The organism is Roseibium sp., from assembly GCF_965232425.1.
Lineage (GTDB): Bacteria > Pseudomonadota > Alphaproteobacteria > Rhizobiales > Stappiaceae > Roseibium.
This window is the reverse complement of the sequence record NZ_OZ246971.1, coordinates 4,235,672-4,248,937: the sequence shown is the minus strand read 5'-3', so window position 1 is coordinate 4,248,937 and position 13,266 is coordinate 4,235,672. Positions and strand designations below refer to the sequence as shown.

Genomic DNA, 13,266 nt, shown 5'->3' with positions numbered 1-13,266 from the left:
GTGCAACAGCACATGACACCGTAACGACGGGCATTGCAAATTACGGTTTCGACAGAAAGGACAGCGGTTCAGCGCATGACGAAGGGATTGCTCATCGGGGCGTCCGACATGTTGATCCAGGTGGTCTTTGTGCGTGTGTAGTCAAGGATGGCCTCGAGGCCCGCTTCCCGTCCATAGCCGGACTGGTTGAACCCGCCGAAGGGCGCGATCGGGGACACGGCGCGGTAGGTGTTCACCCAGCAGATCCCGGCCCTCAACCGCGCAGAAACGCGATGGGCACGCGCGACATTCTGCGTGAAGACGCCTGACCCGAGGCCGTAAGGCGTTTCATTTGCAAGCGCGATCGCTTCCTCCTCCGTATCGAAAGGCAACAACGACATCACCGGGCCGAACATCTCGACATGCAGTGTCGCTGTCTCCGGGGTCGCGCATTCCACCAGTGTCGGAGCCATGTAGTTGCCCGGCCGGTCGAGAGCCTCGCCGCCGAAACGGATCCGCGCGCCCTGCCCCTTCGCGGTCGACAGTGTCGCCTTGATCCGCTCGACCTGGGCTGCTGTGCAAAGCGGACCGACATGCGTCGCCGCCTCCAGCGGATCGCCGACAACGATGCCCTTGGATTTCTCCGCAACTCGCCTTCCAAGCTCTTCGAAAACAGACCGCTGCACCAGGCCGCGTGTCCCGGCAACGCAACTTTGCCCCGATGCACCGAAATTGCCTGCAATCAGTCCATTGGCAGCACCTTCCAGATCCGCATCCTCAAAGACGATGATCGGAGACTTGCCGCCAAGTTCGAGCGTCGTGACCGCAAAGTTCTCAGCTGAATTGCGCACCACGTGCCGCGCCGTTTCAGGCCCGCCGGTAAACGCGATCCGGTCGACATCCTGGTGCCGCGTCAGGGGAATCGCGCAGTTCTCTGCATCACCTGTGATCACCGATACGACCCCGGCAGGAAACCCGGCTTCATCGACCAGCCGTGCGAATTCCAGCATCGGCGCTGGAGCGATCTCCGAAGCCTTCAGGACAACGGCGCATCCCGCCGCAAGCGCGGGACCGAGTTTTGTCGCCGTCAGGAACATCTGGGCATTCCACGGAACGATCGCCGCAACGACACCGATGGGCGCACGCTGTGTGAAGACATGCATGTCCGGCTTGTCTATCGGAAGAACCTGACCTTCGATCTTGTCTGCCAGTCCCGCATAGTATCGATAATAGTCGCCGACATATTTGGTCTGGCTGGCGGTTTCTGCGAGCAGTTTGCCGCTGTCCTTTGTCTCGATCTCCCCAAGCTGCGCCGCGTTGGCTTCGATCAGCTCTGCCAGCCGGTAAAGCAGTTTGCCCCGCGCGGTCTGGGTCATGTCCCGCCACGACGGGTCTTCAAGTGCACGCCGGGCAGCGGTCACCGCCCGGTCTACATCTTCAGGCGAAGCACAGGCAAAGGTCGCCCAGTCCGCGCCGGTCGCCGGGTTCTGCGAGGACATCACCTGTCCGGCGCTGCCTTCTGTCCAGGCACCGTCGATAAAAAGCTGATAGTGCTGCATCTTCTTCCCTCAGCTGAAAGCCGGCATGACATCATCGATGAACCGGCCAAGCGAAGCGCGTTTCCTTTCCGCACTCATGCCGCTGTCGATCCAGAACGAAAACTCATCATAGCCGAGATCCTCATAGCGTTTGAGCCGGTCGATGACCTCATCGGCCGTGCCGATCGTCAGGTCCCGGGCGAGGTTCTCCGGCGCCATCATCTGGTTCCCGGTGATTTCCTCTTCCGAAAGCTCGGCAATCAGTCCCTGCGAGACGGGACGCTTGTTCTGAAACCACGCACCGAAGTAGCAATAGAACCGGGAGAGTTCCTGCGTCGCGCGGTGCACATCATCGCTGTCTGCACCGACATATGTGTGGTGCAGCAGCATGATCTTCGGCCGTGGTCCTTCATGCGTGGCGCAGGCATCATTGAACCGCCCCATCAGGGTTTCCACTTCAGCATGACCCTGCCAAAGCGGGGTGACCTGGATATTGAAACCGTTATGCACTCCGAATTCGTGACTGTTCGGATCCCTGGCTGCGATCCAGATTGGGGGGCCGTCTTCCTGGACCGGTTTCGGCGACGCGGTGGACGCAGGAAACGCGAAAAATTCGCCATCATGTGCATGGTCGCCCTGCCAGAGCTTCCGCAGGAGCGGTGTCGTTTCGCGCATCCTCTGCCCCGCTTCCCACGCGTCCATCCCCGGCATCATCCGCTCGTACTCGTAGGAATAAGCGCCCCGGGCGATCCCCAGTTCGATCCGCCCGCCGGTCATCAGGTCTGCGGCCGCCGCCTCGCCCGCGAGCTTGATCGGATGCCAGAACGGAGCAACGATCGTGCCGGTGCCGAGACGGACATTTTTCGTGTGATGCGCCAGGTCGACCAGCGACAGAAACGGGTTGGGCGCGATGGTGAATTCCATACCGTGATGTTCACCGGTCCAGATCGCGCGCATCCCGCCCTCATCCGCCATTTTGCAAAGGCCCAGAAAGTCCTCGTAGAGCCTGGCGTGCGGTTCGTTCGGAGAAAGCCGTTCCATGTGCGCAAAAAGGGAAAACTCCATGATCAGGCCCTTTCCTGAAGCCGGTGCGTCTCTCCTGAGACCGCGTTGCCGAGATAGAGATTGAAGTTGCGCGTCCGCGCCTCTTCCGCGAACCGCGCCACCATGCGTGCGGTCGCAGGCGAACTGAAACGGAGACCGCTCAATTCGGAAAATGGGATGCATTCATAGCCCGCCGCCGCATCCACGTTTGCAGCCCGTGCCAAGAGGTAGGCAAAGTGAGTGCCTTGGTTCTGGTCGTCGAAGACCGAAAAGACAGGCCCGAGTTCGACGTCCATACCGAGTTTCTGCAACTCGCTGCGCAGGCAGTCCCTGAGCGACGTTCGGTCCGGCGCCACACATTCCGGCAAACTGTATCCTTCCGATGATGACTTCAGGAGGACGCCACCGTCGGCCTCGACAAGGGCGCCGCAGATGTTCTTTCTGGCACCGGGATCGCGCGCCTTGTGTTCCAGGCCGAGACTGAAGAACCGGCCACCCGCGTAACCGAGCCCACGCCCCTCGCTCTGCGAAAACGCCGTAACCTCACCGATCAGGATCACGTGGTCGCCGGCCGGCATGACCTGATGGGTCCGGCAGGAGAAGGAGGCGACAGCGCCGTCGATGACCGGAACCCCCGAAGTGTTGATGGCATGGTCGACGCGTGCAAACCGGTCGCCCTTGTACCCGGCGAATACATTGGCAATGTCCTCCTGCCCCTCGCTCAATATGCTGACCGCGAAACTCGTGCAGGCGCTGAAAGTCTTGAAACTGGAAAGGAATTTTCCCGGGCAGACCAGCAACAACGGTGGGCTCAGCGACACAGAGGAAAACGAGTTCGCCGTAAACCCGACGGGCCGGCCGGTTTCATCCAGGCACGTGACGACCGTGACGCCGGTCATGAACCGCCCGAAAGCATCTCTGAGCTCGCGTGGTTCGATCTCGCTCATTCCTGGCACCTCTCTGCAAAATCAAGCAAGGCCCGGTTGACCTCCTCGGGATGCGTCATGGGCATCATGTGCGCCGCATCTGCGACAATCTCCGCCCTGCCCTCTGGTGCAAGGGCAGCCATTGCGCGGCTCATGGCGGGAGTGGAATTCGGTTCACGGCCTCCGGTCATGAAAAGCGCAGGGCAAGACAGTTTTCTGAGGGTCTCATCTGCCGGACCGTCTTCGCTCGCAAAAACGGTGTAGGCGGCCTTGTAGCCGTCCGGGTCCATGTTGCTGAGCCAATGATGGCAGGCAGTACGCTCCGGGCTCAAACGCTCACCGAACCAGCGGGCGAGCGTCGATGACGGATCGGCGGCGCTGGTTCCGCACAGCGTCGCAGCCCGTTCCCGGACCGCGGATCGGGCAGCCGGACTTCGTCGGAATATCGCATTCAGGGCCGCGACACCTTTCACCTGGTCCGGGTATCGGCAGGCGAGATCCAGCGCGATCATCGCCCCCATGGAGTGGCCGACGACCACGGAAGGCCGATCGAGCAGGCGCGCGATGCGGTCACCGAAACCCTGCAATCCGGACGAGGCAGGTGTTGCGGCGCTGTCTCCATGACCCGGGAGGTCGGGGACCAGGACTTCGAAACGCGCGGACAGGGCGGCGGATTGCCCGTTCCAGGCCTCGGCCCGAAGTCCGACGCCGTGGATCAGCACCATGCGCGGCCCCGTGCCGGATGAGGAGACGGCAAGGCCGTTGACGTCAGACCGCGGCCGGGTTGTCCAGGTCATGGCCCATCTCTTCCAGATCCTGATACCTGTCGCCGATCCGGTGAAAAGGCCGGCCGCTTGTTGCGCCGCCAAGGACGACGACGATCTCGTCGGTGCGCGGTGCATCGGCAATGGCAAACTGAATGGTCAGATAGTGTGACCGGCGGCCGGCGTCGTTCTTGTCCATCAACGGCACCATGATCGGAGCATTGGCAGGACCGCGGGTGTTTGTGAAGGCCAGGTAGGACTTCGCGCCGACCGCCTGCCGGTAGTGATTGCCGAACCGCAGGGTGTGGATCAGGCCGGACGCATGTTCCACCTCACCGTCAAGCCCGACGACAGCGGCTTTGCCGTAGGCTTCGATCGCTGCGCCGCTCCCCGCAAGCTTGATCATCCTCTCGGTCATGAGCTCACCGAGGATCGGACCGAAACTCCGGATTTCCGGACGCAGATCCTCTACATAACGGCCGGCCCACGGATTTTGCACCACGGCTGCAACTGCGAACATGCGCCACGGCACATCCGCCTTTCTGAAGCCTTCGATGAAGACTTCTTCGTCAAAGGTCACGATTTTCCTGATCTCAGGATCCATTCCGTCCTCCGCAATCCCCTCCCCGACGTGCTGCGCCAGTATCGAGCGCCTTGACTTTCCGGACAAACGAATGATTTTCAGTCTCAGGTATTAGTCACACTAATAGGTAACTTGATCATGGCGCCGGTGTTGCCTCCACTGAACTGGTTTCGCGCGTTCGAGGCCGCAGCGAGAAACCTGAGTTTCACGGCAGCGGCCGACGAAATCGGAATGACCCAGTCAGCGGTCAGCCAGCAGGTCAAATCGCTGGAAATGCGTCTCGGTGTTTTGCTGTTCGACCGCAAGGCGCGCGGCCTCGCCCTTACGGATCATGGCCGCCGTTTGCTGCCCCAGGTGGACACGGCACTGGCCACCCTGACCGGAGCCACCGCAGCTTTCGCCGCCGACCAGGCGTCAGACCATCTGACCGTTTCCGCTTCGATCAGTGTCATCCAGTGGGTCATTGCCCCCAGACTTCCGGAATTCACCGAAAGACATCCCGATGTCGTTCTCCGACTGATCGGGGCTGTCTGGCCCGACGAATTCACACAGACCGCCGCCGACGTTGAAATCCGCTTCGGATCCCGCAAACAGGCCGGTTCCGACGCCGAACTTCTGGGCACCGACAAGCTGGTTGCCCTGAAATCTCCGGCTCTGGCGGGAGACTTCGAACGCCTGCCCCTTATTGAGGCAGTCGGAACGTCGGACGGCTGGAAACCCTGGGCACTCGCCGCCGGCATGTCACCGCGCCCGCCAGGCCTTCTTGTGGATTCCTATGGACCTGCGCTGCAGATGGCCATTCACGGCAACGGCGTCTGTCTCGTTCACGAACACCTGGCCATTTCACCGCGAAAGCAGAACCTGATCGAACCCGCGCACGCAGCCTCTCTGACGGCCAACGAAAACTACTACCTCTCCATCAAATCGAAGACGGAAGCAGCGGTCGCGTTCAGGAACTGGATCGTCGGATCTGTCGGTGCAGGCTGAAACGAGAGCCTCAAACTGTCAAATAGCGGCAGTACTTAGATATGGCGGGGCGCTGGGAACTGAATGCGCTGACGGAAACCTTACCTGCGCACCTTGTATCCGAGACTGGTCACATAGGTGCGCTGTCCCGTTTTTTCGAATGTGAAACAACTTACCCGTCCACCGCGGAAGTTGTTGTCGAATTTGGTGCAAAGCTTGTTGCCCTTGAAATGCCAACGGCCCGTAAGATTCTGTCCGTTCCCGGCGGAATAGACAAAACCGCCTCCCGGGCGGTAGGTGATTTTCCCTGAGAATGGACCGCTATATGAGAGTTTCTTTCCGATCAGTTCACTCTTTATCTGTTTCTGGGAAAGCGTTTCGGCCGAGACGGCCGGCACAAAAAACATCGACGCAAAAATGAGTGTGAGGATTGGTGTAGTCCGCATTCGCCCCTCCGGCTTGAGTTTCAAACCCTTCTATCATGCCGTGAATCGCCCTGAAATCAGAAATGGCGACTTACCTTACGGCAATCAAAACTTGCACCCTGGGCCTTCTGTCCGAACCGGTCAGGTGGCATCCCCGAGTTTCCGGGCAATCTGTTTCAGGACCACCCGATTCCGGCTTGTCACGGTGGATCTCTTCCAGCCGTATTTTTCACATGTCCGGCTGAAGGGGCCACCGCCTGCCTTGCACATCACCTCGAATTGCAAGGCGCGCCTGCTGTCCGGATCATCAACAAGAGCGAACCACGTCAGCGCCTCTTCCGCTCTCGATATCTGCCGGGGTCCGAACGTTCGCTTCCTATGAGCGACCTTGCGCCGGAAATCGGGCCATGCAGACAGGATGGACTTCGGACCGTCGCCTTTCGCGGTGCAGGCAACGACGGTCATCGCCTCGACCAATCGCGACATGATCTCCTTGCTCTCCGGGCAACCGCTCATCTCTGCGCTCCCGTCCAGGGCCCGCAGCAAGGCAGCGCCGATAGTCGGTCCGTCGCAGCAACGGAGAAAAACCGGTCACGCTGAAACCGTAAAACCAGTCTTAGGCTCGGTGCTCCGTATCGCTGTCCTGCTCCTGTGCCTCTTGGAAACCCTGCGTCCACAAGGTGAAATAGTCGGCTTCGCGCGGATAGGGATTGTCGGATTGAGACTTTCCCTTTCCATAGGCCTGGAAGCCCCGCTCGAATGCATGAACCTGCGCCTTTGTCTGATAAACACCCATTTGCCCCACCAAGGATCGTTGATTTTTGCCCGACTAAGTCGCCCTGCCTGAGTTTCCGCCCCGATCCGCACCACAAGAATGACGTGCATTGCCTTAGTTTTTCTATACACTCACTGATTGCTGCCGCGAGCGTAGTCAACTCAGCCCTCATAACAAGCACCCTCACGCTGCTTTCCCCGGCATAATTGCAGATACAGATGTGTCCAACTCGTGCGCGAGAAGGACAGCTAAAGTAATTGTTGGGGCTGCCGGATTGATATCCTTGGCGCGTTGCAGCATCTCATCGAGCCTCAGCAGGTCGAATTGCGCCACGAAAGCTGGATGTGCGACGAGGTCGGGTTTGTTCAACACCAGCCAGGAAACGGCAGACAGAACTTGCGACGACCAGTTGCCGCGGTTGACGGGCGTATTGATCAATCCGAAAACGAGACGCAGATGCCCCGGCCCGTGTTTTTTGAGCAGCGCCTGACAGGTACGGCGGGCCTTGCACTGGTTTATCCCGCCAATGCGCCTGGCCGGAGCCACGAAATGGATGCCGAACTCGGCTGCAAGCCTGTCCAGATGCGCCCCAGATACCATCAGCATTCCTCCGAAGTTTCAGTCTTCTCTTTCTGGAGAGCCGCAAAGGACGCCTCCGCCCGTTCGCGCGTCCCAAGACGTAAATGTTTATGCTTTGTTCTCATTGCGTTGCTGGCCCTGGCTTCACAGAGCGTACGTTGGCCGCGTTCTGCATTTCGGCCCCGAGTTCGTTTCGCTACGTCCTCATTGGACTTGATCTGCGATCTCGCGCTTTTCAGCTCGAGTGTCAGCAACCGCGTCCTCGCCTTCTCCAACGCATACTCGTCCTCCAGACGCGCGCTCGGCCTTTCAGCGCGCAGTCGGAAGCGAGCCACCCGGTCTCTTGCTTCCTCGATTTGATCCTTGAGCACGTCCACCAAATCCACCCTTTCAAGTTCCGAACCGACCGTTATCCGCGCATCTGCGGCGCATTCGCAATATGTACGTATTTTGCGTATGCTTGTCAACGCAGATTTCATACGCTAAAAGAGAAATCAACTTGGCAGACATGACGGCACCGGCAACATGGACCAATCCGAAACAACGCTCCGAGACAAGCTTCAGCTGCTGAAGGAAAGGTCCGGCCTCTCCCTGCGGGCAATCGCGAGAGAGATGGGATATTCGCAAGCCTCTTCGATCCAGCGCTATTTCTCCGCCGACTATCCGGAAAAAGGCCTCCCCGCAAACTTCATCAGCAAGCTTCTCGCGGTCTTGCCCGGCAAGGGCGATCCTGCCATCACCCGCGACGAGATCCTCGCACTGGCTGACGGCTCCGTTGCCGAGATTCAGAAGAAGCTCCCGGAATTGCCCAATTCCGGCGTACCGATTGTCGGTGAGGTCGCCGCCGGCCTGTGGATGGAAGCGGCACTTTTCGAGTCGGAGAATTCTTTTGAATCAACAATATCCTACGACGTACGCTTTCCGGCACAAGCCCAGTTTGTTGTCAGGGTGCGCGGGGAATCCCTCAACAGGATTGCCGGCAACGGCGATCTTCTGTTGTGCGTCGACTACCTCGCCGCCGGCATTGAACTGAAGGAAAATGACCTCGTCCTCGTCGAGCGGTCAAGGGACGAAGGCATGACCATCGAGCGCACGGCCAAGCGCCTCATCAACGTGAACGGACAGTCCGAACTGATGCCGGAATCGGACGACCCGAGGTTCCAGGACACGATTGCCTACCGCGAAGGCGACGCCGACCACACCGAAGTCAAGATCAAGGCGAAAATCGTCATGGTCTTTAAGCCCCTGTGACGCGGCAATGCCCTGAAGACCTGCCGGAAACACGGCGTATATACCCTCTCGGCCTCGACCTAATTCGTACGCAGAAGCGTACGCCTGAAGAAATCCTTCTTGATTTGTACGCAAAATACGTATAAATTGAAATTAGTTTTGAGGGAGGAACTAGATGAGACCAAATCTGGACACGTCCATGTTCTCGGTCATCTGCGAGATTGAGAATTGCCTTTACACACCCGAGGTCGAGTTGGCAGACATGCGCAGACACAAGCTTGTCGAAGACATCCGGTCCGGGCAACTCGAACAGGTCAGGGCCGTCCTGGAATTCAACCCGATCGAGGGCTGGTGCAACGACATCACCGAAGACGTGATGCGCAAAGCCTTCCCTGTTCACGAAGACCTGACGGATTGCGCTCTGGAAGACTGGTCGGATTATGAAGCGGACCGCGTTGAGTGCCGGCGGGCCGGAATAACCGCCCGAGTCGCCGCGTAACACCTGTCAACTTCGCGCACTCAATGCCGCGGGATCGGCCTGTTCAGACCAGCTTGAGCACCGCCGCGCGCGCTTCCGACAGTTGCTCCGCCAGACTTTCCTTCAGACCGGTGAATCGATGCGTGGGCACTGGCACGGAGATGGCATAGGTCAGCCCGACCGGATCCTGAAAGGCGAAACCCGTCGCTGAAATCCCCTTCGTGTGCTCATCCAGATCCCAGGCGATTCCCGTTTCCCTGATGTCCTCGATCTCTCTCAGAAAATCGGACAAGGGCCGCTGGCTCTCGCCGCTTCCCTTCAGCTCCCGGCTGGCGATCGCGACGACGCGGTCATCTTCAAACAGGGACAGCGCAGCCTTCCCGTTCGCCGTGTCGGTCATTGGAAACACTTCCCCGACCGCCGAAACCGTCCGCAGGCGATGCGTGCCGACGACCTGGTCCAGAAAAACCATGTGATCGTCGCGGAATACCGCAAGGTCGACGGTCTCCTTCGTGCGCTTTGCCAGATCGGTCAGCACCGGATGAACCAGTTCCGTCATGTTCACCCGCCCGGCAGCAGCAAGCGACTGGATTTCGGAACCGAGGCGAAGGCCTCCCTCGGCCGAGGACGACATCACAAGGCGCTCGGACAGCAGAGCGTTGACGATCCGCTGTACCGTAGAACGGGGCAGTTGTACGCGCTCAGCAATCTGCCCAAGGCTGAGGCCACTGTTGTCGTTTTTCAGGACACGGAGAATTTCAGCAGCGCGCGATATGACCTGAACGCCCTGATTTGACTGGACCTTTTTCTCAGTTTCCATCGTCAGAACCATTTTTCGCCCTCTTACACCGACCCCGGATTCGCCTCATTTGCGCAACGCTAGCCGCAGCATATAGGGCAAAAATATTGCCGTGTCGAGATTCCTACTTGACCACATTACGATGCATCTGTACCGTTTAGCAATACAGTGATACACTGACTGACGGGAGGAACACATATGTCAGTGACTATTCGCGGCATCGAGTTTCAGGACAATCTGAACAATGATATGGGCGTGGAATTCTACAACCTGTCCCACCGCTACGGCTTCCAGTGTCCGAACTGGCCCTATTTCGCAGACGTCCAGATCGACCGGAAGCACTACATGGCAAAGTCCGGAGTGCTCTCGCAGACGATCACGACAACGATGCACGTCACGACGCATATCGATGCGCCGGCGCACGTGGTCCAGGGCACGCCTTTCATCGACGAGGTGCCCCTGCCCCACTTCTTCGGATCAGGTCTTGTTGTTTCCGTCCCGAAACAGAAATGGGAGCAGATCACGGCCGACGATCTCGAAAAGGCCTGCGGCCACGCCATTCGCAAGAACGATGTTCTGATCATCAACACCGGCTGGCACAAGCAATATGAAGACGGCGACTATTTCGCCTACTGCCCCGGCCTCGTGCCGTCCGCGGCCGACTGGATGGTCGAAAAGGGCGTCAAGGTCGTCGGCCATGATACCCAGGCCAACGATCACCCGCTGGCAACCGCGATTGGTCCCCAGCGCAACGGCCCGATCCTGCCGCATCTGGAAGCGGAGTACCTTGAGTGGTCCGGCGGGCGCGATTGGAAAGACGACTTCCCCGAATGGGAACCGGTCCACAACACGCTCTTTTCCAACGGCATCCTGGGGATCGAGAATGTCGGTGGAGACCTTGATGCGGTCACCGGCAAGCGCTGCACCTTCGCGTTCTTCCCCTGGAACTGGGATCGGGGCGACGGCTGCATCATTCGTCTCGTTGCCATGATCGACCGCGGCCAGCAATACCGCATCGAGGCCGGCGAAGACTTCTGATCACCTGAAATCCGGGACCGCCGCCTGACGGCGGTCCGGTATGCCGCGTCTGGGAGGAAGCGATGCATGTGAAGCGTTTTGAAGACGCGCAGCCCTATGAAGCACCCAATCACCGTGGTGTCGTCGGCCTGCGCCTGCAGGGCTTTGAAGACGGCGGTCCGGAAAACCAGTGGATCGGCCTGAGCCAGTTTCTGCCCGGAGGCGGCGCAGGACCCGATTCAACCCCGTTCGAGAAGGTCTATGTCGTTCTGGACGGCGAAATGACCGTGGAGAGCGGCGGGGCGACCACTGTCTTGAAGAAATACGACAGCTGCACGATTGCGCCGAACGAGGTGCGCACGATCGAAAACCGGTCGAACCACGTCTGCACCATGCTTGTCGTCATTCCCTACCCGCCGGAGGCAATCTGATGGCTGACGTCTGGACCCATCCGCTCGAACTGTTCGACATCAAGGGCAAGGTCGCACTTGTCACCGGTGCGACGGGCGCATTTGGCGCGGTCGCGGCAAATGCGCTCGCGGGCGCTGGCTGCGATCTCATCCTGGCGGCCGGAAACAGGGAAGCTCTTGAGAAAGTTGCCGAAGAGTGCCGCGCGAAAGGCGCTGCCGTCGAAACGGTGAACAAGCGTCCCGCCGATGCTGCAACCTGCGAAGAGATGGTCGAGAACTGCGTCAGGCACCACGGTTCCCTGGACATTCTCGTCGTCGCATCCGGCATGAACAAGGTCGCCAAGATCAACGACATGGCACCGGAAGACTTCTCCAATGTCATGGAAGCGAATGTCACGCAGTCCTGGCTGCTCGCCCGCGCCGCGACCGCGCAGATGATGAACCAGCCCAGCGGCGGCAAGATCGTGCTGGTCTCCTCCGCGCGCGGTCTTCTTGGACATCCGGCGGGGTATACCGCCTACTGCGCGTCCAAGGCGGCGGTCGACGGCATTACCAAGGCCCTCGGCTGTGAACTGGGCGCTGACAAAATCACTGTCAATGCCATTGCACCCACCGTGTTCCGCTCGCCCCTGACATCCTGGATGTTCGAGGATGACGAACTTGCAAAGGGGTTCCGGGACGGCTTTCTGGCGCGTGTGCCGAAAGGGCGTCTCGGCGAGCCGGAAGACCTGATCGGTCCGCTCCTGTTCCTGTCCTCGAAAGCGTCCGACTTCTACACCGGACACATTCTTTATGCCGATGGCGGCTACACGGCGGGTTAGGTGATGGGCGAAAGCAGAAACATCGCTGTCCTTGGAGCAGGTCTGATGGGCCATGGCATCGCGCTTACCTTTGCGCGTGCAGGTCACGAGGTCCGGGTCTACGACGCCTTCCCGGCCAGTCTGGACACCTTGCACGAACGCGTGCGCGCGAGCCTGGCTGCGCTCGGAGCCGACGACGGCGAAACCGCGGCATCGCTGGCCCGCATCGCACCTGTCCCGGATCTGGCCGGCAGCGTCGTTGATGCCGACTTCGTCTTCGAGGCCGCGCCTGAAAAACCGGAGCTGAAGCGCGCTCTTTTTGCCGACGCCGAACGCCACGCGCCGGCAGGTTGCATCTTTGCGTCCAATACATCGGTGATCCCGATCACGACCATCATGTCGGATCTCGGCGAGCGGTCACGGGCGCTCGGAACCCACTGGTGGAACCCACCCCACATGATCCCGCTGGTCGAGGTCATCCGGACCGAATGGACCTCCGATGAGGCGTTGACTTCGACGATGGACCTGCTTGCCTCTGTCGGCAAGACACCGGTGCGCGTCGAAAAGGATGTCGCCGGGTTCATCGGTAACCGGCTGCAGCACGCCATGTGGCGCGAGGCGATCAATCTCGTTGAAAAGGGTGTTTGCACCGCCGCCGACGTCGACACCGTGGTCAACACGAGTTTTGGCAGGCGCCTGTCCGTGCTGGGTCCGCTGGCGAACGCGGATCTGGTCGGAACGGATCTGACACTCGACATCCATGAAAACGTTTTGGCCGATCTCGACAATCGGCCGGCACCTTCGCCTTACCTGCGCGATCTTGTGGAGGCAGGAAAGCTTGGAATGAAGTCCGGTGAAGGTTTTCGGAGTTGGACGCCGGAGGAAGCGGACCAGCTCCGCCAGCGTGTCTCAACGCACTTGCGCAAGCTGGACGCCATCTTGGGGTGAGACGG

17 protein-coding genes are annotated in these 13,266 nt (G+C 59.8%); 7 read left to right on the top strand and 10 right to left on the bottom strand.

Features of this window, described 5'->3' with window-relative positions; translation table 11 throughout:
- Positions 1–68: 68 nt before the first annotated feature.
- The 5 genes from ACO08A_RS19325 to ACO08A_RS19305 are packed head-to-tail and all read right to left on the bottom strand — an operon-like array spanning position 69 to position 4,855.
- Complete coding sequence (locus tag ACO08A_RS19325) at positions 69–1,538, bottom strand: aldehyde dehydrogenase (RefSeq protein ID WP_422037579.1); 1,470 nt, start codon at positions 1,536–1,538, stop codon at positions 69–71.
- Positions 1,539–1,547: 9 nt separating this feature from the next.
- Complete coding sequence (locus ACO08A_RS19320) at positions 1,548–2,582, bottom strand: LLM class flavin-dependent oxidoreductase (RefSeq protein ID WP_422037578.1); 1,035 nt, start codon at positions 2,580–2,582, stop codon at positions 1,548–1,550.
- A gap of 2 nt (positions 2,583–2,584) precedes the next feature.
- Positions 2,585–3,508: a flavin reductase family protein gene (locus ACO08A_RS19315; protein WP_422037577.1), complete on the bottom strand. Its 924-nt coding sequence runs from the start codon at positions 3,506–3,508 to the stop codon at positions 2,585–2,587.
- On the bottom strand, positions 3,505–4,284 hold the full coding sequence (locus tag ACO08A_RS19310; protein ID WP_422037576.1) for an alpha/beta fold hydrolase: 780 nt from the start codon (positions 4,282–4,284) through the stop codon (positions 3,505–3,507). The genes ACO08A_RS19315 and ACO08A_RS19310 overlap by 4 nt, the downstream gene beginning before the upstream one ends.
- Complete coding sequence (locus ACO08A_RS19305) at positions 4,256–4,855, bottom strand: amino acid synthesis family protein (protein ID WP_422037575.1); 600 nt, start codon at positions 4,853–4,855, stop codon at positions 4,256–4,258. Before ACO08A_RS19305 ends, ACO08A_RS19310 begins: the two co-directional genes overlap by 29 nt.
- Positions 4,856–4,972: 117 nt before the next feature.
- Here ACO08A_RS19305 and ACO08A_RS19300 point away from each other — a divergent pair, with 117 nt between their 5' ends.
- Positions 4,973–5,821 carry a LysR family transcriptional regulator gene (locus ACO08A_RS19300; protein WP_422037574.1) on the top strand — a complete coding sequence of 283 codons (849 nt, stop codon included), beginning with the start codon at positions 4,973–4,975 and terminating at the stop codon, positions 5,819–5,821.
- Positions 5,822–5,901: 80 nt separating this feature from the next.
- Here ACO08A_RS19300 and ACO08A_RS19295 read toward each other — a convergent pair whose 3' ends face one another.
- The 4 genes from ACO08A_RS19295 to ACO08A_RS19280 all read right to left on the bottom strand — a co-directional run bounded on the left by ACO08A_RS19295 (position 5,902) and on the right by ACO08A_RS19280 (position 7,606).
- Positions 5,902–6,270: a hypothetical protein gene (locus ACO08A_RS19295; RefSeq protein ID WP_422037573.1), complete on the bottom strand. Its 369-nt coding sequence runs from the start codon at positions 6,268–6,270 to the stop codon at positions 5,902–5,904.
- Positions 6,271–6,366: 96 nt separating this feature from the next.
- Positions 6,367–6,741 (bottom strand): DUF6362 family protein, encoded by a 375-nt coding sequence (locus ACO08A_RS19290; RefSeq protein ID WP_422037572.1) that lies wholly within the window; start codon positions 6,739–6,741, stop codon positions 6,367–6,369.
- A 100-nt stretch (positions 6,742–6,841) separates the two neighbouring features.
- Positions 6,842–7,021 carry a ribosome modulation factor gene (locus tag ACO08A_RS19285; protein WP_422037571.1) on the bottom strand — a complete coding sequence of 60 codons (180 nt, stop codon included), beginning with the start codon at positions 7,019–7,021 and terminating at the stop codon, positions 6,842–6,844.
- Between the two features lie 162 nt (positions 7,022–7,183).
- A complete protein-coding gene (locus ACO08A_RS19280; RefSeq protein WP_422037570.1) occupies positions 7,184–7,606 on the bottom strand; it encodes a hypothetical protein in 423 nt (140 codons plus the stop codon).
- 498 nt (positions 7,607–8,104) lie between these two features.
- Between ACO08A_RS19280 and ACO08A_RS19275 the strand changes: the two genes are divergently transcribed.
- Positions 8,105–8,830, top strand: a complete 726-nt coding sequence (locus tag ACO08A_RS19275; protein ID WP_422037569.1) for a LexA family protein — start codon at positions 8,105–8,107, stop codon at positions 8,828–8,830.
- 154 nt (positions 8,831–8,984) lie between these two features.
- On the top strand, positions 8,985–9,308 hold the full coding sequence (locus ACO08A_RS19270; RefSeq protein WP_422037568.1) for a hypothetical protein: 324 nt from the start codon (positions 8,985–8,987) through the stop codon (positions 9,306–9,308).
- Between the two features lie 43 nt (positions 9,309–9,351).
- Here the strand turns inward: ACO08A_RS19270 and ACO08A_RS19265 are convergent, their stop codons facing one another.
- Complete coding sequence (locus ACO08A_RS19265; RefSeq protein ID WP_422037567.1) at positions 9,352–10,107, bottom strand: IclR family transcriptional regulator; 756 nt, start codon at positions 10,105–10,107, stop codon at positions 9,352–9,354.
- Between the two features lie 177 nt (positions 10,108–10,284).
- Between ACO08A_RS19265 and ACO08A_RS19260 the strand changes: the two genes are divergently transcribed.
- The 4 genes from ACO08A_RS19260 to ACO08A_RS19245 all read left to right on the top strand — a co-directional run bounded on the left by ACO08A_RS19260 (position 10,285) and on the right by ACO08A_RS19245 (position 13,261).
- The gene (locus tag ACO08A_RS19260) at positions 10,285–11,124 is read left to right on the top strand and encodes a cyclase family protein (RefSeq protein ID WP_421984176.1); all 840 of its coding nucleotides are present in this window, start codon (positions 10,285–10,287) and stop codon (positions 11,122–11,124) included.
- A gap of 62 nt (positions 11,125–11,186) precedes the next feature.
- Entirely contained in the window at positions 11,187–11,534 is a 348-nt protein-coding gene (locus tag ACO08A_RS19255) for a cupin domain-containing protein (RefSeq protein ID WP_422037566.1), read from the top strand.
- On the top strand, positions 11,534–12,334 hold the full coding sequence (locus ACO08A_RS19250) for an SDR family NAD(P)-dependent oxidoreductase (protein WP_422037565.1): 801 nt from the start codon (positions 11,534–11,536) through the stop codon (positions 12,332–12,334). The genes ACO08A_RS19255 and ACO08A_RS19250 overlap by 1 nt, the downstream gene beginning before the upstream one ends.
- A gap of 3 nt (positions 12,335–12,337) precedes the next feature.
- On the top strand, positions 12,338–13,261 hold the full coding sequence (locus tag ACO08A_RS19245; RefSeq protein WP_422037564.1) for a 3-hydroxyacyl-CoA dehydrogenase family protein: 924 nt from the start codon (positions 12,338–12,340) through the stop codon (positions 13,259–13,261).
- Positions 13,262–13,266: the final 5 nt, after the last annotated feature.

Bases quoted from the DNA above. Each gene is read 5' to 3' on its own strand.
- ACO08A_RS19325 (WP_422037579.1), bottom strand. From the start codon at position 1,538: ATGCAGCACTATCAGCTTTTTATCGACGGTGCCTGGACAGAAGGCAGC.
- ACO08A_RS19320 (WP_422037578.1), bottom strand. From the start codon at position 2,582: ATGGAGTTTTCCCTTTTTGCGCACATGGAACGGCTTTCTCCGAACGAA.
- ACO08A_RS19315 (WP_422037577.1), bottom strand. From the start codon at position 3,508: ATGAGCGAGATCGAACCACGCGAGCTCAGAGATGCTTTCGGGCGGTTC.
- ACO08A_RS19310 (WP_422037576.1), bottom strand. From the start codon at position 4,284: ATGACCTGGACAACCCGGCCGCGGTCTGACGTCAACGGCCTTGCCGTC.
- ACO08A_RS19305 (WP_422037575.1), bottom strand. From the start codon at position 4,855: ATGGATCCTGAGATCAGGAAAATCGTGACCTTTGACGAAGAAGTCTTC.
- ACO08A_RS19300 (WP_422037574.1), top strand. From the start codon at position 4,973: ATGGCGCCGGTGTTGCCTCCACTGAACTGGTTTCGCGCGTTCGAGGCC.
- ACO08A_RS19290 (WP_422037572.1), bottom strand. From the start codon at position 6,741: ATGAGCGGTTGCCCGGAGAGCAAGGAGATCATGTCGCGATTGGTCGAG.
- ACO08A_RS19285 (WP_422037571.1), bottom strand. From the start codon at position 7,021: ATGGGTGTTTATCAGACAAAGGCGCAGGTTCATGCATTCGAGCGGGGC.
- ACO08A_RS19280 (WP_422037570.1), bottom strand. From the start codon at position 7,606: ATGCTGATGGTATCTGGGGCGCATCTGGACAGGCTTGCAGCCGAGTTC.
- ACO08A_RS19275 (WP_422037569.1), top strand. From the start codon at position 8,105: ATGGACCAATCCGAAACAACGCTCCGAGACAAGCTTCAGCTGCTGAAG.
- ACO08A_RS19270 (WP_422037568.1), top strand. From the start codon at position 8,985: ATGAGACCAAATCTGGACACGTCCATGTTCTCGGTCATCTGCGAGATT.
- ACO08A_RS19265 (WP_422037567.1), bottom strand. From the start codon at position 10,107: ATGGAAACTGAGAAAAAGGTCCAGTCAAATCAGGGCGTTCAGGTCATA.
- ACO08A_RS19260 (WP_421984176.1), top strand. From the start codon at position 10,285: ATGTCAGTGACTATTCGCGGCATCGAGTTTCAGGACAATCTGAACAAT.
- ACO08A_RS19255 (WP_422037566.1), top strand. From the start codon at position 11,187: ATGCATGTGAAGCGTTTTGAAGACGCGCAGCCCTATGAAGCACCCAAT.
- ACO08A_RS19250 (WP_422037565.1), top strand. From the start codon at position 11,534: ATGGCTGACGTCTGGACCCATCCGCTCGAACTGTTCGACATCAAGGGC.
- ACO08A_RS19245 (WP_422037564.1), top strand. From the start codon at position 12,338: ATGGGCGAAAGCAGAAACATCGCTGTCCTTGGAGCAGGTCTGATGGGC.